The sequence below is a fragment of the Janthinobacterium sp. OK676 genome (assembly GCF_900103595.1).
Classification (GTDB): Bacteria; Pseudomonadota; Gammaproteobacteria; order Burkholderiales; family Burkholderiaceae_D; genus Janthinobacterium.
Window position 1 is genome coordinate 103,293 of the sequence record NZ_FNHA01000013.1, and the last position, 23,362, is coordinate 126,654.

Annotated in this window: 21 protein-coding genes and 2 tRNA genes; 18 read left to right on the plus strand and 5 right to left on the minus strand. The window is 63.6% G+C overall.

Annotation, left to right across the window (positions count from 1 at the left end; genetic code table 11):
• The first annotated feature begins 48 nt into the window (after positions 1-48).
• The 18 genes from BLU39_RS23085 to ahpF all read left to right on the plus strand — a co-directional run bounded on the left by BLU39_RS23085 (position 49) and on the right by ahpF (position 20,595).
• Positions 49-261, plus strand: a complete 213-nt coding sequence (locus BLU39_RS23085; RefSeq protein ID WP_092717418.1) for a VF530 family protein — start codon at positions 49-51, stop codon at positions 259-261.
• A gap of 11 nt (positions 262-272) precedes the next feature.
• Positions 273-551, plus strand: a complete 279-nt coding sequence (locus BLU39_RS23090; protein ID WP_092717421.1) for a DUF4404 family protein — start codon at positions 273-275, stop codon at positions 549-551.
• A gap of 237 nt (positions 552-788) precedes the next feature.
• Positions 789-3,050: a YgiQ family radical SAM protein gene (locus BLU39_RS23095; protein ID WP_217635106.1), complete on the plus strand. Its 2,262-nt coding sequence runs from the start codon at positions 789-791 to the stop codon at positions 3,048-3,050.
• 279 nt (positions 3,051-3,329) lie between these two features.
• Positions 3,330-4,349 (plus strand): zinc ribbon domain-containing protein, encoded by a 1,020-nt coding sequence (locus tag BLU39_RS23100; RefSeq protein ID WP_092717428.1) that lies wholly within the window; start codon positions 3,330-3,332, stop codon positions 4,347-4,349.
• 49 nt (positions 4,350-4,398) lie between these two features.
• Positions 4,399-5,124 (plus strand): hypothetical protein, encoded by a 726-nt coding sequence (locus BLU39_RS23105; protein WP_139178452.1) that lies wholly within the window; start codon positions 4,399-4,401, stop codon positions 5,122-5,124.
• 66 nt (positions 5,125-5,190) lie between these two features.
• Positions 5,191-6,333, plus strand: a complete 1,143-nt coding sequence (locus tag BLU39_RS23110; RefSeq protein ID WP_092717435.1) for a zinc ribbon domain-containing protein — start codon at positions 5,191-5,193, stop codon at positions 6,331-6,333.
• Positions 6,334-6,341: 8 nt separating this feature from the next.
• Positions 6,342-7,445 carry a zinc-ribbon domain-containing protein gene (locus BLU39_RS23115; RefSeq protein ID WP_092717438.1) on the plus strand — a complete coding sequence of 368 codons (1,104 nt, stop codon included), beginning with the start codon at positions 6,342-6,344 and terminating at the stop codon, positions 7,443-7,445.
• Positions 7,446-7,606: 161 nt separating this feature from the next.
• A complete protein-coding gene (locus BLU39_RS23120) occupies positions 7,607-8,488 on the plus strand; it encodes an EamA family transporter (protein ID WP_092717441.1) in 882 nt (293 codons plus the stop codon).
• A gap of 232 nt (positions 8,489-8,720) precedes the next feature.
• Positions 8,721-9,656 (plus strand): sugar ABC transporter substrate-binding protein, encoded by a 936-nt coding sequence (locus BLU39_RS23125; protein WP_227742192.1) that lies wholly within the window; start codon positions 8,721-8,723, stop codon positions 9,654-9,656.
• A gap of 79 nt (positions 9,657-9,735) precedes the next feature.
• The gene (locus tag BLU39_RS23130; protein WP_092717444.1) at positions 9,736-11,289 is read left to right on the plus strand and encodes a sugar ABC transporter ATP-binding protein; all 1,554 of its coding nucleotides are present in this window, start codon (positions 9,736-9,738) and stop codon (positions 11,287-11,289) included.
• Between the two features lie 18 nt (positions 11,290-11,307).
• Positions 11,308-12,279: an ABC transporter permease gene (locus BLU39_RS23135; protein ID WP_092717447.1), complete on the plus strand. Its 972-nt coding sequence runs from the start codon at positions 11,308-11,310 to the stop codon at positions 12,277-12,279.
• Between the two features lie 9 nt (positions 12,280-12,288).
• Positions 12,289-13,347, plus strand: a complete 1,059-nt coding sequence (locus BLU39_RS23140) for a LacI family DNA-binding transcriptional regulator (protein ID WP_092717450.1) — start codon at positions 12,289-12,291, stop codon at positions 13,345-13,347.
• Complete coding sequence (gene rbsK / locus BLU39_RS23145) at positions 13,344-14,252, plus strand: ribokinase (RefSeq protein ID WP_092717453.1); 909 nt, start codon at positions 13,344-13,346, stop codon at positions 14,250-14,252. The genes BLU39_RS23140 and rbsK overlap by 4 nt, the downstream gene beginning before the upstream one ends.
• A 4-nt stretch (positions 14,253-14,256) precedes the next feature.
• Positions 14,257-14,649 carry a D-ribose pyranase gene (rbsD, locus tag BLU39_RS23150; RefSeq protein WP_092717456.1) on the plus strand — a complete coding sequence of 131 codons (393 nt, stop codon included), beginning with the start codon at positions 14,257-14,259 and terminating at the stop codon, positions 14,647-14,649.
• A 134-nt stretch (positions 14,650-14,783) separates the two neighbouring features.
• Positions 14,784-17,585, plus strand: coding sequence for an EAL domain-containing protein (locus BLU39_RS23155; RefSeq protein WP_254789047.1), 2,802 nt, complete (start codon positions 14,784-14,786; stop codon positions 17,583-17,585).
• 169 nt (positions 17,586-17,754) lie between these two features.
• Positions 17,755-18,150: a DUF3597 domain-containing protein gene (locus tag BLU39_RS23160; RefSeq protein WP_092717459.1), complete on the plus strand. Its 396-nt coding sequence runs from the start codon at positions 17,755-17,757 to the stop codon at positions 18,148-18,150.
• A 187-nt stretch (positions 18,151-18,337) separates the two neighbouring features.
• On the plus strand, positions 18,338-18,901 hold the full coding sequence (gene ahpC, locus BLU39_RS23165) for an alkyl hydroperoxide reductase subunit C (protein WP_092717461.1): 564 nt from the start codon (positions 18,338-18,340) through the stop codon (positions 18,899-18,901).
• Between the two features lie 98 nt (positions 18,902-18,999).
• Positions 19,000-20,595 carry an alkyl hydroperoxide reductase subunit F gene (ahpF, locus tag BLU39_RS23170; protein ID WP_092717464.1) on the plus strand — a complete coding sequence of 532 codons (1,596 nt, stop codon included), beginning with the start codon at positions 19,000-19,002 and terminating at the stop codon, positions 20,593-20,595.
• Positions 20,596-20,663: 68 nt separating this feature from the next.
• Here the strand turns inward: ahpF and BLU39_RS23175 are convergent, their stop codons facing one another.
• From BLU39_RS23175 to BLU39_RS23195, 5 genes are all read right to left on the minus strand, one after another.
• A complete protein-coding gene (locus tag BLU39_RS23175; RefSeq protein WP_157808850.1) occupies positions 20,664-21,002 on the minus strand; it encodes a CzcE family metal-binding protein in 339 nt (112 codons plus the stop codon).
• A 129-nt stretch (positions 21,003-21,131) separates the two neighbouring features.
• Positions 21,132-21,758 (minus strand): ABC transporter ATP-binding protein, encoded by a 627-nt coding sequence (locus BLU39_RS23180; protein WP_092717470.1) that lies wholly within the window; start codon positions 21,756-21,758, stop codon positions 21,132-21,134.
• Complete coding sequence (locus BLU39_RS23185; protein ID WP_092717473.1) at positions 21,749-22,852, minus strand: hypothetical protein; 1,104 nt, start codon at positions 22,850-22,852, stop codon at positions 21,749-21,751. The genes BLU39_RS23180 and BLU39_RS23185 overlap by 10 nt, the downstream gene beginning before the upstream one ends.
• 155 nt (positions 22,853-23,007) lie before the next feature.
• Positions 23,008-23,084, minus strand: a tRNA-Asp gene (locus BLU39_RS23190).
• Positions 23,085-23,141: 57 nt separating this feature from the next.
• Positions 23,142-23,217: transfer RNA gene (locus BLU39_RS23195), tRNA-Val, on the minus strand.
• Between the last annotated feature and the right edge of the window lie 145 nt (positions 23,218-23,362).

Genomic DNA, 23,362 nt, shown 5'->3' on the forward strand with positions numbered 1-23,362 from the left:
GGCGTAGAATTGAGTAAGATGTAAACAAGAAGGCAGTCGAAAGAGTTTATGAGTCAGCAAGATTTGAATGGCATTACCCTGGAAGCGATTGTGACGCGCCTGCAAGCCCATTACGGTTGGGATGGCCTGGCCAAGCACATCGATATCAATTGCTTCATCAGCGATCCCAGCATCAAGTCGAGCCTGAAGTTTTTGCGCAAGACCCCGTGGGCCAGAAGCAAGGTGGAACAATTGTTCCTGGACACACAATTTACCGACTGACAGGAAAAAACATGGATAGCAAACTCAAGGAATCGTTGCAACAGCTGCAATCGACCATCGCATCTGGCGATCCTGTGGATGAAGAAACGCATGGTTTGCTGCAACAGCTCAATGGCGATATTCAGCAGCTGCTGGAAAAGCGCGCCGCGCAGGAACAGGAAGAAGAGTCGACCACCTATGGACTGGCCGAGCGCAGCCAGGAATTGTCGGCCAAGTTTGCGGTCAAGCATCCGAAACTGGAGCCGGCGCTGCGGGAACTTGGTGAGATTCTGGCGAATATGGGGATCTGATGTAACCCGGGGAAAAGCTGGGGTCAGACCCCTGAAGGGTCTGACCCCAAGGGCCACATTTCCCCAAGTGTTTGAAAAATAAACGTTTTTTGTACTGAAATCCAACAGTAAAAAGCAGGCCGTCAGGTTGGAAATGGCCAATTCCGGTACAATCCGTACCCTATGAGCTCCCCTACCAATTTATTTGCGACCGTTCCCAAGCGGTCTGCCCGCGCTGCCGTGGCGCCTTTCCTGCCGATGTCGCGTGCCGAGATGGACGCGCTGGGCTGGGACCAGTGCGACGTCATCCTCGTCACGGGCGACGCCTACATCGACCATCCGAGTTTCGGCATGGCCCTCGTCGGCCGCCTGCTTGAAGCGCAAGGTTACCGCGTTGGCATCATCAGCCAGCCGGACTGGCTGTCGGCCGATGCGTTCCGCATCCTCGGCAAGCCGCGTTTGTACTACGGCATTACCGCCGGCAACATGGATTCCATGGTCAACCAGTACACGGCCGACCGCAAGATCCGCTCCGACGACGCCTACACGGCGAATGCCGAACCGAACAAGCGCCCGGATCGCGCCGTCACCGTGTACGCCCAGCGCGCGCGCGAAGCCTATCCCGACGTGCCCATCGTCATCGGCAGTATCGAAGCATCGTTGCGCCGCATCGCCCATTACGATTACTGGTCGGACAAGGTCCGCCGTTCCGTTTTGCCCGATTCCAAGGCCGATTTGCTGATCTTCGGCAATGCCGAGCGGGCGCTGGTCGACCTGACGCACCGTCTGGCCGCCGGCGAATCGATCAAGGATATCCGCAACCTGCGCGGCACGGCCTTCATGGTGCCGTCCGGCTGGCTGCCCGGCGACGACTGGGGCGTGCACAATTCCACCCGCGTCGACGTGCCCGGCAAGATCGATCCGCACTACAGCCCCTACGAGATGGTGCAGGAAGACAAGACCGCCTGCGCCACGGAAAATGCGTCGAAATCGGCCGAAGTCATCAAGCCTATCCGCATCATGAGCCGCGAAGAGCGCCTGGCCATGGCCAAGGAAAAGCACGACAAGACGGTCGTGCGCCTGCCATCGTACGACGTCGTCAAGGATGACCCCGTCATGTACGCGCATGCGTCGCGCGTGTTCCACCTGGAATCGAATCCGGGCAATGCGCGCGCCATGGTGCAGGCGCACGGCGAACGCGACGTGTGGCTGAACCCGCCGCCGTTGCCGCTGGCCATGGACGAGATGGATGGCGTGTACGACATGAATTACGCGCGCGCCCCGCACCCGAGCTATGGCAAGGCGCACATTCCCGCCTGGGAAATGATCCGCTTTTCCGTCAACATCATGCGCGGCTGCTTCGGCGGCTGCACCTTCTGCTCGATCACGGAGCATGAAGGCCGCATCATCCAGAGCCGTTCGGAACCGTCGATCCTGCGCGAAATCGAGCATATCCGCGATAAAACCAAAGGTTTTACGGGCACCATTTCCGATATGGGCGGCCCGACGGCGAATATGTACCGCCTGGCGTGCAAGGAAAAAGAGATCGAAGTGTCGTGCCGCCGCCTGTCGTGCGTCTACCCATCCATCTGCGTGAACCTGGGCACTGACCACAGCAAGCTCATTTCCCTGTACCGCAAGGCGCGCGCCATTCCTGGCATCAAGAAAGTCTTGATCAGCTCGGGTTTGCGCTATGACCTGGCCGTGCGTTCGCCCGAGTACGTGAAGGAACTGGTGACGCACCACGTCGGCGGCTTGCTGAAGATTGCCCCTGAGCACACGGAAGAGGGCACCTTGTCGAAGATGATGAAGCCCGGCATCGGCGCGTATGACGAATTCAAGGAAATGTTCGACCGTTTCTCCTTGGAAGCGGGCAAGAAGCAGTATCTGATCCCGTACTTCATCGCCGCCCATCCGGGCACGACGGACGTGGACATGCTGAACCTGGCCCTGTGGCTGAAGAAAAACAATTTCAAGCTGGACCAGGTGCAAACCTTCATGCCCACGCCGATGGCCATGGCCACGACGATGTATCACACGCGCAAGAATCCTTTGCGCAAGGTCACGGCGGACTCGGAAGTGGTGGAAACGGCGCGCAGCGGCAAGATCCGCCGCACGCACAAGGCTTTCCTGCGTTACCAGGACCCGGCCAACTGGCCTATCCTGCGCGAAGCGCTGGTCAACATGGGCCGTGGCGACTTGATCGGCAATGGCGACAAGCACTTGATACCCGCCTGGACGTCGTCGGAATCGGGCGGCCTGGCCGCAGGCGAACGCAGCCGCCAGACGCATGGCGCCGGCACGCCGGACAAGTTCAAGGTGACGCCGGGCAAGAACCGCATCGCCCTGGGCGGCACGGCTGCCGCGCCGAAGGCGACGGCCGTCGAGTCGAAAGTGCGCCCATCGATCTTGTCGACCATCAAAACCAAGGCCAAGCCGGCCGCCGTGCCGATGGGGCGTGGCGGCAAGCCGCCAGCCAAGGGCGGCCATGGGGCGCCGGCACGGGGCGGACGCAAGTAAGCGGTTCCTCCCCCTCGGGCATTGACTGAAACCCGGCAACGCGTACAGCGTTGCCGGGTTTTTTGTTATCTGCGCACCAGGATGGGGCACAAAATGCGGGCGCGGCAGGATTTTTACCAATATTTAAAAATTGAATAGAGCAAAAGACAATTTTCCCTTGTGGCAACTTGGTGTTTGAAAATATACTCCTTGGATATTTAGCCGTACGGCAACAAAGCTGCCATTCTGGCAAGCGCCAGCGTACGCGGCTCCCAGCGTTGATATGAAAAGAGATGCCAATTGAAATGCCTTTCCTGCCAAGCCGAGAATAAACCGGGCGCCAAATTCTGTTCTTCCTGCGGCACCACGTTTGCCGTTGCGCCTGCCGCCGCCCCGGTGCCAGGCAAATCCTGTGGCCAGTGCGGCCATGACTGCAAGCCGGACGCCAAGTTCTGCCCCAAGTGCGCGTTCAGCTTTGCCGTGGCGCCCGTTGCCGCGCCCGTGCCGCCGCCGCTGCCGCTGCCGGAGCCCGTGATTGCGCCAGCGATTGTGGGGGGGATTGAACCTGTGCTTGAAGCCGTGATTGAGCCCGCCGTCGAGCCCGCCCCGGCGCCAGTGCCGGAACCGGTCGCGCCGCCGCCGCCCGTGCTGGAAAAGCGCCGTGCCGATCCCGTGCCCGAAGCTGCACCCGAGCCAGCGCCCGAAGCTGTTCCCGCCGCCGACGTGCCCGCGGACAGTCTACCAGCTGCCAAGCGCACGAAACTGATCGCCGCCGCCGTCGCAGCGGTGGTGCTGCTGGGCGGTGCGGGCGCTTACTATTTCATGTCAGGCAAGCCGGCTGCCGCGGTGCCGGAAGCTGTTCCAGCCTTGCCAGCGCAGGCGGACCCTGCACCTGCCGCCGAGCAGCCGCTGGCCATCAGCGACCCGGCGCTCGATGGCGCCACGGCGCCCGAGCCCGCTGCGGCCGCAGCCGAGCCTGCACCGGCGCCAGTACCTGCCGCCGCTCCTGCACCGGCTCCTGTCGCTGCTCCCGAGCCAGCGCCGGCCCCAGCACCGGCCCCCGTCGCGGAAAAGCCGGCCAAGCCCGTCAAGGCGACACCGCCGCCGGCGCCTGTCAAACAGTCCAGCGGCCTGGAAAGCGTGATCACGGACAGCCTGTCCGAAGCGAGCCACTGCATGAGCCAGCGCAAATACGACTGTGCCATTGCCAACGCGAATGCCGTGTTGCGCATGGATGCGGGCAACCGCCATGCGCTCGATATCAAGCGCAAGGCGAAAGAAGCGCAAGACAAGGCGCTGTCGCAAATCCAGATCGAGTAAGCGGCGCCGCTTGCCTCCCATTCCTATTTTGATCTTTCCGGAGAATAACGTGAAAAACTTGAAACAAATTGCCAAGCCCATGGTGGCGCTGCTGGTCGTGTCCTCGATGCTGGCCGGCTGCGCCGCGCCGGGCGGCCCTGGCGCCACCGGCAACACCACCGCCGCAGGCACGGAAGCGGCCAGCGGCGAATGCAATACGGCCATGCTGGCCGGCATCGGCGCCGTCGTGGGCGGCTTGCTGGGCGGTGGCACCAACACCGTGCGCGGCGCGGCACTGGGCGCCAGCCTGGGCGCGCTCGCCTGCGTGGCCCTCAATTATCAAAGCCAGCAAGTCAAGACGGCGCAGCAAGTGCAGACCGACTACAAGGTGGCGAACAAGGGCAAGCTGCCCGAGCAATCGACCCTGGTGAAATACGAGACGGGCTTTACGCCATCGTCCGTGCGTCCTGGCCAGAAGGCGCAGACCAATTCGTATATCGAAGTGGCGGCCGGCACGCGCGATCCGAACCCGCTGGTCGAAGAAGAATTGAGCCTGTACAAGCCCAATGGCGAGTTGATCAAAACCGTGCGCAAGGTGGTCAGCAGCAACAACGGCAGCGGCGCCTACAAGGGCGGCTTCTCGATTCCCATGCCGGAAGGCGTGCCGCAAGGCATTTACCCGGTACGCACGGCCCTGTACCTGAATAGCAAGCGCGTCGGTGGCCAGGACGTCAAGCTGCAGATCGTCCAGCGCCAGGCGCCCGCGAGCGAGCTGCAACTGGCCCGCGCCTACTAACCCATCCATATCCCGGGGCGGCCAGGCAGGCTGCCCTTTTCCCCGATTGACCCTTCCAGGCCACACATGACCATTTCCACAGAAGCAGCTAAACCTCTTCCCTTTTCCTCCGCGCTCGGCTCGCTGATCGAAGCGACCGACGCCATCAAGAACTTCCGCGCGATTGCCCTGCTGGCCCTGACCTTCATCGGCGCCGTGCTCGTCGGCGGCCTGTTGACGATGCTTGCCGGCAGCATGAGCAGCGTGCTGCTGGGCTTCCTGGGCGGCCTGATGGCCTTCCTCGTGATGTTTTACGGCTCCAACGCCGTGGGCATCCTGCTGATGCGCGATGCGCAAGGCCAGCCTGGCATGAGCCTGGTCGATGCCGTGCTCGTCTCGCTGTACACGAGCCATCGCCTGATCGCGGTCGTGTTCCTGGAATTTCTGATCGTGCTGGCGGCCATGATCGCCATCGCCATCATCTTGTTCGTCTGCAAGATTCCCGTGCTTGGCCCCGTGCTGTACACGGTCGTCTTCCCGCTGTCGGCCATCGTGCTGGGCGTGCTGGTGTTTGCCCTGTTCTACGTGATGCTGCCGCTGGCCGGCCCTGCCGCCTGGTCGGGCGCCACCGTGTTCCAGATCATTGCCCGCCTGAACCTGATCGTGCGCACCAAGCTGGTGTCCGTGATCTTGCTGGAAGTGCTGCTGTTCCTGATCACGACGTTTGTGGCGCTGCTGATCTTTGGCGTGGTCGGTACCGGCGTGTCGCTGACGAGCGGCATGTCGGCCGGCATCCTGGGCCTGGGCGGCCAGATGAACATGTATTCCCTGGCTTCGGGATTGAATGGCGGTTCCGGCTACATCATCGCAGCCGGTCTGGGGGGCGGCTTGCTGATGGCGGCCGCGGCCGTGGTACCGGGCCTGATCTTCACCAAGGGCGTGTGCATCATTTACCTGAACGCCACGCGCAACGTCGATTTCAGCGCCTCGGAAGCGAGCCTGAACGACGGCCTGGCCACGGTCAAGAAAAAAGCCGAGGAAGCGCGTGAACGCGCGCGCGCCCTGGCCGAGCAGGCGGCTGCTCCCGCCGCACCGGCCGCACCGGCCGCACCGGCCACGCCGGCCACGCCGGCTGCCGCACCCGTTGACAGCCTGCACTGCCCAAGCTGCAAGGCACCGGTCGCGTCCGATGACGTGTTCTGCGGCGAATGCGCGCATAAACTCAAGTAAGGCAGACCATGGCGCAATTCTGTAAACAGTGCGGCACCGCCCACACGCCGGACGCGCGTTTCTGCGACGAGTGCGGCAAGGCCGTCAACGCCGCGTCGTCGCCTTCACCGGCACCGGCACCCGCCGCGCCCGCCAAGCCGGCGGGCGCCGGCGTGCAGCGGCGCCACGTCATGATCGCCGGCGGCGTGCTGGCGGTGGTCATCGTGGCCGGTGGTGCACTGGCGTGGTTGCTGGCGCCCGAGGCGGCCTCGGCCGGCAGTTTCAGCCGCGCCATCGATGCCCACCTGGCGGCCGACGAGGCGGCGCGCGACAAGCTGCTGTGCTTGTCCAACTTGCCGTACCAGAAGGAAGAAATCCGCGTGGCGTCGTACGACAGTTCCACTCGGCAATGGCTCGATATCCTCGTGCGCGGCGGCCTGTACAGCGCTCCCGTCGAGCAAAGCAGCGGTGGCTGGATCACGCAATCGCAATTTGTCTACGCGCTGTCCGCCCCGGGCAAGGCCGCCTTGCGCGGCGACAAGCTGTGCGTGGCCAAGGGCGTGAAAGTGGCCAGTGTCAGCGGCTACGAGCAGGTACGCGACATGGGCGGTCAGCAGGTGGCGATGGCGACAGCCAAGCTGGCGCTGACCGATGAAGCGGCATGGCTCGCCAAATCGCCGGACCGTGCGCTGATCCTGCAGCGTTTGCCACATGGCGACCTGGAAGTGCAACTGCCGCTGGCGCTGGTCGACAAGCAATGGCAAGTCACCGACCGCGCGCAAATGCACGAGGCCGCCATGGCCATGGCGGGCGCCATGCGCAACGCGTCCGGCGCGCAAGGAGCGGGCATGCTGGACAAGCTGAAAAGCCTGTTCCGCTTTGGCGCTCATCCGCTGGTGGGCAAATGGAAGACCTCGGCGGGCGAAGTCCTGGAATTTACGCGGGATAGCATGATCGATGAACATGGCAAGGCAAGCAAGGCCACGTTTACCGCCGAGGGCAATGTCGTGACGATCCTCTCGGAAGAGCGGGGCGGCATGCCCATGCAGGTCAGTCTGAGCAACAGCAACAATACGGCCACGCTCATGCTTGGCGGCTTGCGGATCGCGGTCCTGCAGCGGGTGCGCGACTAGCCCCTTCTCCAGACGGCGCAGCTTGCTGTCTCGCATCATCCCGGAGCCCGGCCATGCCGGGCTTTTTTACGCCCGTCTGGCGGCGACCCAACGTCAATTTATCTTGACATCAAGATAGTTCGCGCCCACACTGGCTTTTTATCTTGATGTCGAGATAGTCCATGCCTGCCTCTCCTGTCCGCCCCGCCTGGGGCGATATCGTGCTCACGGCGCTGGCGCCCCTGATCTGGGGTTCCACGTATATCGTCACGTCCGAACTGCTGCCGCCGGAGCGGCCGTTCACGGCGGCCCTGATCCGCGTACTGCCGGCCGGCTTGCTGTTGCTGCTTGTGATGCGTCGCTTGCCCGCGCGGCGCGACTGGGGCCGCGTGCTGATCCTGTCGGCGTTGAATATCGGCGTGTTCCAGGCCCTGCTGTTCGTCGCGGCCTACCGCTTGCCCGGCGGCTTGGCGGCCGTGGTGGGCGCCATCCAGCCGCTGCTGGTGATGGGCCTGGCCTGGGGCGTGGAAGGGCGCCGTCCGGCCCGCCTGGCCTTGGGGGCCAGCGTGCTGGGCGTGGCGGGTATGGCCGTGTTGCTGTTGTCGCCGCGTACGGTGTGGGAACCGATCGGCATTGCCGCCGCGCTGGGCGGCACGGCCTGCATGGCGGCCGGTACCTATCTGACGCGGCGCTGGAAGCCGGACTTGCCCGTGCTGGCGCTGACGGGCTGGCAATTGCTGCTGGGCGGCCTGATGCTGGCGCCCGTCGCCTGGCTGGCCGATGCGCCCTTGCCGGCGCTGTCCTGGCAGCAAGTCCTGGCCTACGCCTACCTGTGCCTGGCCGGCGCCCTGCTGGCATATGCGCTGTGGTTTCGCGGCATCGCCAGGCTGTCGCCCGTGGCCGTTTCCTCGCTGGGGCTGCTCAGCCCCCTGATGGCCGTCGTGCTGGGCTGGGCCTTGCTGGGCCAGGCCATGACGGGCTGGTCGATGCTGGGCTTGCTGCTGGTGCTGGCCAGCGTGCTGGCCGTGCAATGGGCCAGCGCCCGTCCCGCAACAAACGCCTGACTTCCGCGCATTTCCCCTCGGCAGGCTGATCGCATCGGCCTGCCCCTTTCCCTCTGGGCGCCGCCTTTTTGCTGCACCGCACATACAGTTTTGCTTGCACTGGAATAGGGCATTGAGGCACTATTCGCTTCGCGCAAACGTTTGCGCATCGTAAAATTCCATAAAAGCATGATCCACACGTGCTTGACCAACAACTCTGGAGACGCTCATGACATCCCGTATTCGCCTGAAAATGATTGCCGCCGCTGTCCTGGTGTGTGCCTTGCCCGCCGTACCGGCGATGGCGCAGACACCTGCCAAACCGAAGGTGGCGCTGGTGATGAAGTCGCTCGCCAATGAATTTTTCCTGACCATGGAAAATGGCGCCAAGGCGCATCAGAAGGCCAATGCCGCCAAGTACGACCTGCTGTCGAACGGCATCAAGGATGAGACGGATACGTCGAGCCAGATCAAGCTGGTCGAGCAAATGATCGTCTCGCGCGTCAACGCGCTGGTGATCGCCCCGGCCGATTCGAAAGCGCTGGTGCCGGTGCTGAAAAAAGCCATCGACGCGGGCATCATCGTCGTCAATATCGACAACAAGCTCGACGAAGGCGCCCTGAAAGAGAAGGGCATCACCGTGCCGTTCGTCGGCCCGGACAACCGCAAGGGCGCCAAGGTGGTCGGCGACTTCCTGGCCAAGCAGATCAAGAAGGGTGACCCGGTCGGCATCATCGAAGGCGTGTCGACGACCTACAACGCGCAGCAGCGCACCCTGGGCTTCCAGGACGCCATGAACGCGGCCGGCGCCAAGGTTGTCAGCGTGCAGTCGGGCCAGTGGGAAATCGCCCCTGCCAACACGGTGGCGGCCGCCATGCTGAACGCCAACCCGAACATCAAGGCTTTGCTGTGCGGTAACGACAACATGGCCATCGGCGCCGTGTCGGCCATCAAGGCGGCCGGCAAGACGGGCAAAGTGCTCGTCGTCGGTTACGACAACATCAACGCCATCAAGCCGATGCTGGCCGATGGCCGCGTGCTGGCTACCGCCGACCAGTTCGGTTCGCAGCAAGCCGTGTTCGGCATCGACACCGTGCTCAAAGCGCTGGCGCAGAAGAAGAAACAGGCCGATCTGGGTGGCGTCATCGAAACCAAGGTCGAACTGGTTGCCAAGGGCGCCAAGTCCTGATCGTTTGATCCCGCCGGGGCCAGCGCCATAGCAACATTGCTGGCGCCGGCCCCGCCGTCTTTTTCCGCGGAGTTTTATCATGCCTACCGACATCCCCCCGGCGCCATCAGCCGCCCCCCCTCTATTGACCCTGGATAACATCGGCAAGTCCTATGTCGGCCCCGTGCTGGGCGGCGTGGGCCTGCGCTTCGCCCCTGGCCAGGTCATGGCGCTGACGGGTGAAAATGGTGCTGGCAAGAGCACCTTGTCGAAGATCATCTGCGGCCTGGAGCAAGCCACCACGGGCACGATGCTGCTCGACGGCAAGCCTTACCAGCCCGCCTCGCGCGGCGCGGCCGAAGCGCTGGGCATCCGCATGGTAATGCAGGAACTCAATCTGATTCCTACCCTGTCGATCGCGGAAAACCTGTACCTGAAAAACCTGCCGCAGCGTTTCGGCTTCATCGACCGCGCCCGTCTCGAGCGCGACGCGCGCGAACAGATGGAAAAAGTGGGCCTGGGCGGACTCGACCCGTGGACCCTCGTGGGCGAACTGGGCATCGGCCACCAGCAAATGATCGAAATCGCGCGCAATCTGATTGGCGCCTGCCGCCTGCTGGTGCTCGACGAGCCGACGGCCATGCTGACGCACCGCGAAGTGGAGTTGCTGTTCCTGCAAATTGAACGCCTGAAAGCCGAAGGCGTGTGCATCATCTATATTTCCCACCGCCTGGAAGAACTCAAGCGCGTGGCCGACCGCATCGCCGTGCTGCGCGACGGCCAGCTCGTGTGCGACGACGATATCGCGGGCCACTCCGCCGCCGACCTGGTCAGCCTGATGGTGGGCCGTTCGGCCGACGATGCGGTGGACTTGAGCGGGCGCACCATAGGCGCGCCGCTGCTGCGCGTGCGGGGACTGGCGCGCGGCAAGGTCGTCAACCCGACCTCGTTCGACTTGCGCGCCGGTGAAATCCTCGGCATCGCCGGCCTGATCGGCTCGGGCCGCACGGAATTGCTGCGCCTGATCTTCGGCGCCGACCGTGCCGACGCCGGTGACGTGTTCCTTGGCGACAGCGAAACGCCGGCCGCCCTGGCCTCGCCGCAGGCAGCGGTGAAAGCGGGCATCGCCATGATCACGGAAGACCGCAAGGGACAAGGCTTGTTGTTGCGCCAGTCCATCGCCGTCAATACGACCCTGGCCTCGCTCGACACCGTCAGCGGCGCAGGCTGGCTCAACGATGCGTCCGAAGCGTCGGTGGCTGACGATTACATCGAGCGCCTGGGCATCCGCTCGCGCAACAGCGCGCAAACGGTGGCGGAACTGTCCGGCGGCAACCAGCAAAAGGTGGTGATCGCCCGCTGGCTGTACCGCGACTGCCCCGTGATGCTGTTCGACGAGCCCACGCGTGGCATCGATATCGGCGCCAAGTTTGATATTTATCAGGTGCTGGCCGAACAGGCGCGCCAGGGCAAGGGCCTCGTCATCGTCTCGAGCGACTTGCGCGAACTGATGCTGATCTGCGACCGCATCGCCGTCATGAGCGCCGGCAGCATCGTCGAGACCTTCGAGCGCGGCGCCTGGAGCCAGGACGCGCTGCTGTCGGCCGCCTTCTCCGGCTATTTGACCCCCACTTCCACTCCAGCTGCGGCCTGATCCGCCGGAAAGATTCCCATGACCACCAATTCCTCTCCTTCGTATCTGCAGCGCAGCCTGGCCGACCTGAAAAACTATGCGGGCCTGATCGGCGCCCTGCTGGCCATGTGCGTGCTGTTCTCGTTCGCCAGCGAAAACTTCTTTACCTTGGCCACCTTGAGCACCCTGTCGAACAACATCCCGACCCTGGTCGTGATGGCTGTCGGCATGACCTTCGTGCTGATCATCGGCGGCATCGATTTGTCGGTCGGCTCCGTGATGGCGCTGGCCGCCTCCGTGCTGTCCTTGGCCGTCGTGCACTGGGGCTGGCCCGTGTGGAGCGCAGCCCTGCTGGGCATGTTCGTCGCCGCCCTGTGCGGCGCCACCACGGGCTTGATTTCCGTCGGCTGGCGCATTCCCTCGTTCATCGTGTCCCTGGGCGTGCTGGAAATGGCGCGCGGCATGGCGTATCAGGTGACGAACTCGCGCACGGAATACATCGGCAGCGCCGTTGACGGCATCAGCTCGCCGATCGCCTTCGGCCTGTCGCCCGCTTTCATCGCCTCGATCGCCATCGTTGTCGTCGGTCATCTGGTGCTCACGCGCACGGTGCTGGGACGCCACTGGATCGGCATCGGCACGAATGAAGAAGCCGTGCGTTTGTCCGGCATCAACACGAAACCGTCGAAAGTGCTGGTGTTTGCCTTGATGGGTTTGCTCGCCGGCGTGGGCGCGCTGTTCCAGGTGTCGCGCCTGGAAGCGGCCGACCCGAACGGCGGCGTGGGCATGGAATTGCAAGTGATCGCCGCCGTCGTGATCGGCGGCACGAGCCTGATGGGCGGACGCGGCTCCGTCATCAGCACCTTTATCGGCGTGTTGATTATTTCCGTGCTGGAAGCGGGCCTGGCGCAAGTGGGCGTGTCCGAACCCGTGAAACGCATCGTCACGGGCCTGGTGATCGTCGCGGCCGTGGTGCTCGACACCTACCGCCGTCGCGGCGAGCGTTCATAATACTGGCCCATGGCAACCATCAAACAAGTGGCGCAGGCGGCGGGGGTGTCGTTTACCACCGTATCGCACGTCCTCAATAATACCCGCCCAGTCAGCGACGAGGCGCGCCGCGCCGTGCTGGCGGCCGTGGAACAATTGCATTACGTGCCCAGCGCCTTGGCGCGTTCCTTGCGCAGCCGCAGCACGGGCACCATCGGCCTCATCATCCCCAACAATACGAACCCGTATTTTTCGGAAGTAGCGCGCGGCATCGAGGACAGCTGCTACGCGGCCGGCTACAGCGTGATCCTGTGCAATTCCGATGACGACCCCGTCAAGCAGCGCGACTATTTAAATGTGCTGCTGACCAAGCGCTGCGACGGCTTGATTCTGTCCGCGCTGGCCGACAGCGATGGCGAATTGCTGCGCAAGATGAAGGTGCCGGCCGTGCTGCTCGACCGCGCGCCCAGCGACCTGTCCATCGATGCCGTGGCCGTCGACAACCGCGCTGGCGGTGCCTTGGCCGCGCGCCATTTGCTGGGCCTGGGACGCCGGCGTCTCGCCTGCATCGCCGGTCCGCGCGAAGTGAGCATTTCCAACGAGCGCATAGCCGGCGCGCGCGATGCCATGGCGGACGCGGGCGTGGTCATGGACGATGCGCTGTGCCGCCATGGCGATTTCACGAGCGCGGGCGGCTATGCGGCCGCGCTGGATCTGCTGGCGCTGCCGCCAGGCCAACGCCCCGACGCCTTGTTCTGCTGCAATGACTTGATGGCCTTTGGCGCCCTGCGCGCCGCCGCCGAGCGGGGCATTGCCGTGCCCGTGGACCTGGCCGTCGTCGGCTTCGACGATATCGACCTGGCCAGCTTCGTGCACCCGGCCTTGACCAGCGTGGCGCAAAATACGCGCGAGCTGGGCCACATCACGGCCGCCTGCCTGCTGGCCCGCATCGCGGACCCCGCCTTGCCGCGCCAGCAGCGCAGCATCGCGCCCGAGCTGCACGTGCGCGGTTCCAGTGCCGCCGTCGCAGTGCCTTCTTCTGTACCTACTTCTTTACCTGCAACTGAACTGATGGGAATGACATCATGATCGTGGTTATCGGCAGCATCAATATGGACCTGGTCTTGCGCGTGCCGCGCATGCCCCTTCCCGGCGAAACCCTGACGGGCGGCGCGTTTAGAACCATTCCTGGCGGCAAGGGCGCCAACCAGGCCGTGGCCTGCGCGCGTCTGAGCGGCAAAGTGGCGGGCGCCCAGCAAGTGGCCATGGTCGGCTGCGTGGGCGACGATGCGTTTGGCGCGACGTTGCGCTCCGCGCTGGTCGGCGACGGCATCATCGACAGCCACATCACCACCTTGCCTGGCGTCGCGTCCGGCATCGCTTCCATCCTTGTCGATGACAACGGCCAGAACAGCATCGTGATCGCCGGCGGCGCCAACGATCTGCTCAGCCCCGCGCACATCGACGCGGCGAAGGCGCTGATCGAACAGGCCGACATCGTCGTGCTGCAGCTGGAAACGCCGATGGCGACCGTCGTGCACGCGATCAAATTGGCCCGTTCGCTGGGCAAGACCGTCGTGCTGAACCCGGCTCCGGCCGCCAGCTTGCCGGAAGGCGTGCTGGAACTGGTCGACTATCTGATCCCGAATGAAATCGAAGCGGCCATGCTGGCCGGCGTCAGCCCGGAAGGCGCGGACGTCAAGGCGCTGGCGGGCGCGCTGCAAAAGCTGGGCAGCGACAACGTCATCATTACCTTGGGTTCCAAGGGCGTGCACGCGGCCCTGTATGGCGGCGATTACACGTTCCCGGCCGAAGCGGTAAAAGCCGTCGACACGACGGCCGCCGGCGACACCTTTATCGGCGGTTTTGTGGCGGGCCTGGCGTCCGGCATGGACGAGGCGGAAGCGATCGGCCAAGGCCAGCGCGCGGCCGCCTGGAGCGTCACCAAGCCCGGCGCGCAAACGTCGATCCCCCACTTGCACGAGCTGTTCTGAACCCATGAAAAAATCACCGCTGCTCAATATCGCACTGTCGCAACTGATCGCCTCGCTCGGCCATGGCGACATGCTCGTCATCGGCGACGCGGGCTTGCCGTCGCAGCCGGGCGTGCCCCTGATCGACCTGGCCCTGACGCGCGGCATTCCCGGTTTCATCGATACCGTGAATACCGTGCTCAGCGAAATGCAGGTGGAATACCATTTGCTCGCCAGCGAATTGCCCCAGCATAATCCGGCCATGGCGGCCCAGGTGGCGGCCCTGGCCTTGCCCGATGCGCGCCAGGTGACGCACGAGGAGTTCAAGCAATTGAGCAAGGGTGCGCGCGCCATCGTGCGCACGGGCGAGTGCAGCCCGTATGCCAACGTCATTCTGGTGGCCGGCGTCGTGTTCTAACGCAAGCAATGGCGCGGTTGTTTGCCAAAAACATCAACGCTATTGCTCCGGCAGAAATAATTATCTATTGGCAAAAGGGGCGGCTACAATAGCCTTACCCCTGCCAACGCGGCAGCTTCCTGCGGTGTCACGCCATGCCGATGCAAGCACACGACGCTTTCCGCTGCTGTTTCATTCTGCTGCTATGCCTGGCCACGCCCGCCCGGGCGCTGGAAACCGTCTCCCTGCACCTCAATTTCACGCATCAGTTCCAGTTCGCCGGCTATTACGCGGCCATCGAGCAAGGCTATTACCGCGAGGCGGGGCTGGAAGTGAAACTGGTCGAAGGCAGCGGCGTGCCCCCTGCAGAGGCGGCCGTGCTGGCGGGCCAGGCCCAGTATGGCGTGGGCAACAGCACCTTGTTGCTCAGCCGCCTGGCGGGCAAACCCGTGGTGGTGCTGGCCGTGGTATTCCAGCATTCGCCCAGCGTGCTGCTGATGCGCCAGCATGGCGGCGCGCCCGACGTGCGCAAGCTGGTGGGGGCGCCCGTGATGATCGGCGCGGCCGTCAATGTGGCGGCCGCTTCCGATGAAGTGTCGCTGTTCCTGGGAAAAATGGGTGTCGCGCCGCAGCAGATGCGCCACTTGCCGCCCAGCTACCGCCTCGAGGATTTTATCGACGGCAAGGTCGATGCCATTGCCGCGTATTCCACCAACGAACCGGACTACCTGGACCGGGCGGGCTTTCCCTACTATCAATTCACGCCGCGCACGGCCGGCATCGATTTCTACGGCGACAACCTGTTTACCAGCGAACAGGAACTGCGCCGCCATCCCGAGCGCGTGAAAGCGTTCCGCGCCGCCAGCCTGCGCGGCTGGCAATACGCGATGGCGCACCGCGAGGAAATGGCGCGACTGATACACGCCAAGTACAGCCAGCGCCACGACCGCGCCCATCTGCTGTACGAGGCGCAGCAGATGGAATTGCTGCTGCAGCCCGTGCTGGTGGAGCCCGGCTACATGAATCCGCAGCGCTGGCAGCACATCGCCGACACCTATGCGGCCATGGGCGTGCTGCCGCCCAAGGCCACGGCCAGCCGCGCCTACCAGGGTTTTTTGTACCGCCCCGTGCCCGGCGCCGACCTGGGCTGGCTATACCTGTCGCTGGGCGTGGCGGGCAGCCTGTTGGCCGTGTCGGCGGCGTTCCACTTCAGCAATCTGGCGCGCGAGCGCCGCCGCACGGAGGAAACCATCCGGCAAGGCGAATTGCGCTTTCGCACCATGTTCGAGGAAGCGCCCATGGGCATCGCCCTGATCGATACCGTGAGCGGGCAGTTTCTCGATATTAATCCGCGCTACCTGGCCATCGCCGGGCGCACCCTGGAGCAGATGAAGCGGTCGAGCTGGATGGAGATCAGCCATCCCGACGACGTGGCCGGCGAGCAGGCGCACATGGCGCAGCTGCTGGCGCAGCGCATGCAGGGTTTCCGCCACGCCAAGCGCATCGTGCGTCCCGATGGCGGCGTGGTGTGGGTCGATGCCTCGGTGACGGCCATCGCCACGGCGCGCCATGGCGGCCCGCACCACCTGTGCATGCTGGAAGACGTGACGGACAAGCGGCAAACGGAAGCGCTGATCTGGCAGCAAGCCAACTTCGATACCCTGACGCAATTGCCGAACCGCCGCATGTTCCACGAGCGCCTGCGCCTGGCGCTGGCCCAGGGACGGCGCGATGCGAGCCGCGTGGCCATCCTGTTCATCGATCTCGACCACTTCAAGGAAGTCAACGACACCCTGGGCCATCACCAGGGCGACATCTTGCTGATCGAAGCGGCGCGGCGCATCCGCGTAGGCGTGCGCGAGACGGACACGGTGGCGCGCCTGGGCGGCGATGAATTCACGGTGATCCTGTCCGACCTCGATGATTTGCAGCAAGTCGACCGTATCGCGCGGCAGATACTCGACGGCTTGCTGGCGCCATTCGTGCTGGGGCAGGAGCAGGCCTTCGTCTCGGCCTCGATCGGCATCACCCTGTATCCCGATGATGCGGGCAATATCGAGGACTTGCTCAAGCAGGCGGACCAGGCCATGTATGTGTCGAAAGGCGCGGGGCGCAACCGCTACAGTTACTTCACGCCCGCCATGCAGGTGGCGGCCGTCAATCGCATGCGCCTGGCGGCGGACTTGCGCACGGCCCTGCGCGAACAGCAGATGCGGCTGTATTATCAGCCCATCGTCGAGCTGCACAGCAGCAAACTTGTCAAAGCGGAAGCCTTGCTGCGCTGGCAGCATCCGCAGCGGGGTGTGGTATGCCCGCCGGATTTCCTGGCGCTGGCCGAAAGCAGCGGCCTGATCGTGGAGATCGGCGACTGGGTGCTGCGCACGGCGGCCGCGCAACTGCTGGACTGGCGCGCGCAAGGTCACGCCATCGGCTTGCCGGGGCTGCAACTGTGCCTGAACCAGTCGTCGCTGGAGCTGCAGCGCGAAGTGGAGGCGCCCGGCACCTGGCTGCGCCAGTTGATGGCGCTCGATGTGCCGGCCTCGGCCATTGTGCTCGACATGCGCGAAGATGTGCTTTTACCCAATGGCAATAGCATGGCGCCGCGTCTGCAGCACCTGCGCGAGGCAGGCCTGCAGATCGCCCTCGACGACTTCGGCAGCGGCCATGCCTCGCTGACGCAGCTGCAGCAGTGCGGCGTCGATTACCTGAAGCTCGACGGCGTGCTGGTGCGCAAGCTGGTCCCCGGCGCCAGCGAACTGGCGCTGTGCGAAGCCGTCGTCACCATGGCGCACAAGCTGGGCTTGCAGGTCATTGCCGAAGGCGTGGAGACGCAAGAACAGCGCGCGCTGCTGCTGGAGACCGGCTGCGATTTTGCGCAAGGCGAGCTGTTTGCCCCGCCGCTGGTCATCGACGCGTTCGACGCGCTGCTGCGCGCCCGGCAGCCCTTGCACCCTTGAAACAGCCTTGGCCTGCCACCAGATCTGACGCAAGCCTGCGGGACAGGGCTTCCGGCGTGAACGGGCTTATACTCGATGGGCTGGCGCCTGCGCCCGGCTTTGCTGTCACCGGTACCTACACCGGGTGCGCAGGCAAACTTCTTCCATTCACTCAACTCGAGGTGACCTCATGGGCATTTTCAGCAACATCTACAATAAAATCTTCCACCATTCGTCCGACGCCGCCCCGGCAGCCACGCCGGCGGCCGCTACCGATGCGCCAGCGGCCGCACCAGCGGCAGCGCCTGCACCAGCGGCTGCCGCGCCCGTGGTGGACGTGGAAGTGGTGCTGGTCGACCTGGCCAGCAAGAACGCGGAAAAACTCAATTGGCGCACGTCCATCGTCGACCTGATGAAACTGCTTCAACTCGACAGCAGCCTGGCCGCGCGCAAGGAACTGGCGCAAGAACTGCATTTCACAGGCGACACCAACGATTCGGCCAGCATGAATATCTGGCTGCACCGCCAGGTGATGATCAAGCTGGCGGAAAACGGCGGCAAGGTACCGGAAGAACTGAAGAACTAAACACCTGGCGGCGGCAGGGGTATCCACTGCCGCCGCTATCCAAGCGCGTGGGAACTGCCTATCATGGAGTTCTCATCATGTCATGATAGCTAAAACCAATTGAAACTATTGTGACAATCAATTTTGCATATGGGTTAAAACCCCTTACACTAGAGTCTTACTGATTCACCACACGAGAGGAAATGAAATGTCGCTGATCAATACCCAAGTTAAACCATTCAAGGCAACCGCATACCACAATGGCAAATTCGTCGACCTGACGGAAGCGTCGCTGAAAGGCAAGTGGTCGGTATTCGTCTTCTACCCAGCCGACTTCACCTTCGTTTGCCCAACCGAACTGGAAGATCTGGCCGATCACCACGCTGAATTCCAGAAGCTGGGCGTCGATGTCTACGGCATCTCGACCGACTCGCACTTCGCGCACAAAGCATGGCACGACACCTCGGACGCCATCAAGAAAGTGCAATACGCACTGATCGGCGACCCAACCGGCGCCCTGTCGCGCAATTTCGAAGTCATGATCGAAGAAGAAGGCATGGCACTGCGCGGTACCTTCGTCATCAATCCGGACGGCTTCATCAAAGTGCTGGAAGTGCATGACAACGGCATCGGCCGTGATGCATCGGAACTGTTGCGCAAAGTTAAGGCAGCCCAATACGTTGCCGCTCACCCAGGCGAAGTTTGCCCAGCCAAATGGACGGAAGGCGCAGCAACCCTGACCCCATCGCTGGACCTGGTCGGCAAGATTTAAGTCTCGATGCAACACGTAGCAAACAAGTAGTTACCGCGATGCCGGACCGGGCGTCCGGCCCGGCATTCGCCTAAATATTTGTAAAGGAAGAAAAAATCATGTTAGATGCAACCCTCAAAACCCAACTGAAATCCTACCTGGAAAAAGTGGTGTATCCGCTTGAGCTGGTCGCTTCTCTCGATGACAGCGCAAAAGCCCGCGAGATGAAGGAATTGCTCCAGGAGATAGTCCTGTTGAGCGACAAGATCACGCTGGTCGAGCGCCTTGACGCTGGCGTACGGGTCCCGTCGTTCAGCATCAACCGTGCAGGCTCGGACATCGGCGTGCGTTTCGCCGGCGTACCGCTGGGCCACGAATTTACCTCCCTGGTGCTGGCGCTGCTGCAAGTGGGCGGCCACACCATCAAGTTCGACGAGGCCGTGATCGAGCAGATCCGCAACCTCGACGGCGACTACGAATTTGAAACGTTTATTTCGCTCTCCTGCCATAACTGCCCGGAAGTGGTGCAAGCCTTGAATGCCATGGCGGTGATCAACCCGCGCATCAAGGTCACCACCATCGATGGCGGCGTGTTCCCGCAAGAAGTGGAAGAGCGGCAAATCATGGCCGTGCCGATGATGTTCCTCAATGGCGAACACTTTGGCCAGGGTCGCACGAATGTCGAGGAAATCCTCGCCAAGCTCGATACCAATGCCGGCGCCCGCCAGGCGGCAGCGTTGAACAAGAAAGATGTGTTTGACGTACTGATCGTCGGCGGCGGTCCTGCCGGCGCGGCAGCGGCCATCTACGCGGCCCGCAAAGGCATCAAGACGGGCGTGCTGGCCGAGCGTTTCGGCGGCCAGGTGCTCGATACGCTCGCCATCGAGAACTTTATTTCCGTCAAGGAAACCGATGGTCCGAAGTTCGCCGTGGCGCTGGAACAGCACGTCAAGGAATACGAAGTCGACATCATGAACACCCAGCGCGCCGCGAAACTGACGCCGGGCAAATTGGTGCAGATTGAAACGGCCAATGGCGCCGTGCTGAAAGCCAAGACCGTCATCCTGGCCACCGGTGCCCGCTGGCGCGAAATCAACGTGCCGGGCGAGAAGGAATACCGCAACCACGGTGTCGCCTACTGCCCGCACTGCGATGGCCCGCTGTTCAAGGGCAAGCGCGTGGCCGTGATCGGCGGCGGCAACTCGGGCGTGGAAGCGGCGATCGACCTGGCCGGCCTCGTGAAACACGTGACCCTGATCGAGTTCGGCGCGGAACTGCGTGCCGATGCGGTGCTGCAACGCAAGCTGCACAGCTTGCCCAACGTGACCGTGATCACCTCGGCGCAAACGACCGAGATCCACGGCGACGGCAAGATCGTCAATGGCCTCTCCTACACGGACCGCGTCAGCGGCGAGTCGAAAAAGGTCGAGCTGGAAGGCGTCTTCGTGCAAATCGGCCTGGTGCCGAACACGGAATGGCTCAAAGGCACGGTAGCGCTGTCGCGCCACGGCGAAATCGAAGTGGATGCCCGCGGCCAGACCTCGATCCCCGGCGTGTTTGCGGCCGGCGACGTCACCACGGTGCCGTACAAGCAGATCATCATCGCCACCGGCGAAGGCGCCAAGGCAGCCCTGTCCGCCTTTGACCACCTGATCCGCTCGGACGACGAGGAAGTGGTTGATGAATCGGCGGCAAAAGAAGCATTGACGGCGTAAATCTGCACGCCGAAAAAAAACCGGAGCGGCCGCGAGGCTGCTCCGGTTTTTTTACGTGTAGAAGAAACTCAACTGCCCGCGTACAGGGGATTGGCGGCCACATACACTTGCACGCCATCGACGGCCATGTCCTTCGGCGCGATCTCGGCCAGGGCGAATGTCGTTTGATGGTTAAAAGTTTGCACGTGCCACGTAAAACGCTGGCCGGCGCGCGCGATGGTGACGGTTTCGCCGCGCGTGACGTTGATGTGGCGGGTGTCGGGCTGCAGCTCGATGCTGCGCTGGGCGGCGGCGTGCGAGGCGCTGCTGCCATAGTCGGCGGCCGTGCCCGTGGGCCCAGCTGCGATGGCCGAGGTGGCGAGGGTGGCGCACAGTATCGCCAGGGCGCTGCGGTGGGTGTTCAACATAGTCATCTCCAAGAATAAGCCAGGCGCAGCGAGTAGCCGCGCCGTGTTGTCGTTGTGGCTGCACCGGGATCGCCGGTTTTTGCAACACGGCATCCTAAGCGTTTCTTGTCTGATCTGCAAAGGCCTATTTCACAATTGCACTGTCGCCGCCAGCGGCACGTCCGGTGCCAAATGGCTGGTCAGCACGATGCACTGGCGCGCCAGGCGGGATGGCTCGGACAGGCGCGCGCGCAGATGCGCCATGGCGGCCGCGTCGAGGCCGTTGAACGGCTCATCGATCAGCAGCAGGCGCACGGGCAAGGCCAGGGCCAGCGCCAGTTGCAGCTTTTTGTGCTGGCCCAGCGAGAGCGCGGTGATGCTTTGCTGCAAGGTCTGCAGCAAGGAAAACGCGCTCAGCTCGTCGTTCAGCAGGGACTCGTTGCTGCCCGGATACAGGGCCAGGTGCAGGTCGAGAAACTCGTGCACTTGCAGCCAGGGCAGGGCGGGCGCATCGCCGCCGCAATAGAACGCTTGCGCGCGGTAGGCCAGCGGCATGAAGCCGCTGTCGACGTCATCGAGGCGGATGGCGCCGCGCGCGGGCAGCAGGGCGCCGCCCGCCAGCTTCAGCAGGGTCGTCTTGCCGGCCCCGTTCGCGCCGCGCAGCCAGGTGACGCCGGGACCGAATTGCTGGCTAAAACTTTGGAAGACGCTGTGCGTGGGGAAGTGAAAATCGAGGTGCTCGACGTGCAGCACGGGAGAGGTGGCATTCAATTCCATAATTCGCTTCCGATGGCGCTCAAGGCAAGGATGGACAGGACGACGAGGGCGACGCGCCCGCGCGCCGTCAGGCGGGGCAGGCCGACGATGGCCAGCAGGGCCAGGCTGGCCGCGATGGCGTAGACCCGGGTCACGCGCTGCTGCAAGGCGGCGGGATCGATGCAGTACAGCAAGACCGCGCCTGCCAGCAGCACGGCAAACGGTGGCAGCAGGCTGGCCGCGCAAGCGAGGCGCGTCAAGGCCGTGCTGGCGACGGGCCAGGCGTTCAGCGTAGGGCGCAGCACGGCGATCTGCTCGCGCACGGCCTTGTCGCCCCGGTCCGTCAAAATGATGAGGCTGGCGCTGGCCAGCAAACCGAGCAGCGGTGCGGGCACGAGGGGCGTGCGCAGCAGCCAGGCCAGCATGCTGGCGCCAGCCGTGGCCAGCAGCAGGCTTTGCTGCAGGCCGATCACATTCTCGTTGCGCCAGAACGGCAGCCAGAACAGCTGGCGCCACAGGAACAGGGTAGCGCAGCGGGGCCGTTGCGGCACGTATGCCGTCATCGTTGGCGGGCGCGCCTTTTGTGCGGGCTGCGGCGGGCGCAGGCGCTGCGCCACGATGAGCGTCGTCAGCAGCCAGGCTAGCAGCCAGACGGCGACGGTGGCGGCCATGCCGGGCGCGGCGACCGGGCGCAACCAGGGCGGCGACTGCACCAGCCAGATGCTGGCCGAGACGGCATAGGCGACGCCCAGCGGCAGCATCAGCAGGCCGGCCACGGCGATATCGGCTTGCCAGCGCAGGCGCGGCGGCAAGGGCAGCTGGCGCAGCCAGGCGGCTATGTTGGCGGGCAACAATCGCTTGCGCAGCAGCCAGGCGGGCAGGCACGTGAGCAGCACTTGTGCACCCAGCAGGCCAAGCGCGGCGGGCCAGGGCAGGGTGACGGCGAGAAAACCGGGCAGGGCGATGACGCTGAGCAAGCCCAGCAAGACGGGGCCGGCCAGGAACACGAGAATTTCCATGGAACTGGCCAGGCTGGCGGCAAATTGCAGCAAAGCATGATGGGCCAGGCGCAAGCGCAGGGCAAGATAGGGGGAAAGGCTGCGGGGCAGGCGCATCAGGCAGGAGCGGAGTCGGGGTAGCGCTGATTCTAACAGCTGGGGTCAGACCCCCATGAGCGTTGGCGTAACACTCTGTGTTAGCGGTGTTGTGGGTCTGACCCCACAATGGGAAAAGCCCTTCGGTTCAGAGAACCAAAGGGCTTTTCTTTTATTGGCGGAGCGGACGGGACTCGAACCCGCGACCCCCGACGTGACAGGCCGGTATTCTAACCAACTGAACTACCACTCCAAGCTCGTATGATCTGTGTTGCTGATCCATGAAGCACTGGATAATTTTCTGTATTGGTGGTGGGTGCTGAGAGGCTCGAACTCCCGACCTACGCCTTGTAAGGGCGCCGCTCTACCAACTGAGCTAAGCACCCGCATACCCAGAAAAATATCCCGACGTTTGTCACCACGTCTGGAAGAGGCACTATTATAGGGGGCGCTTTCGTGCTTGTGCAACTATTCTTGAGGGCGAACGGCAGTTTTTTTGCTGAAAAGCGCAAAAATGTTCACGGTAGGGAG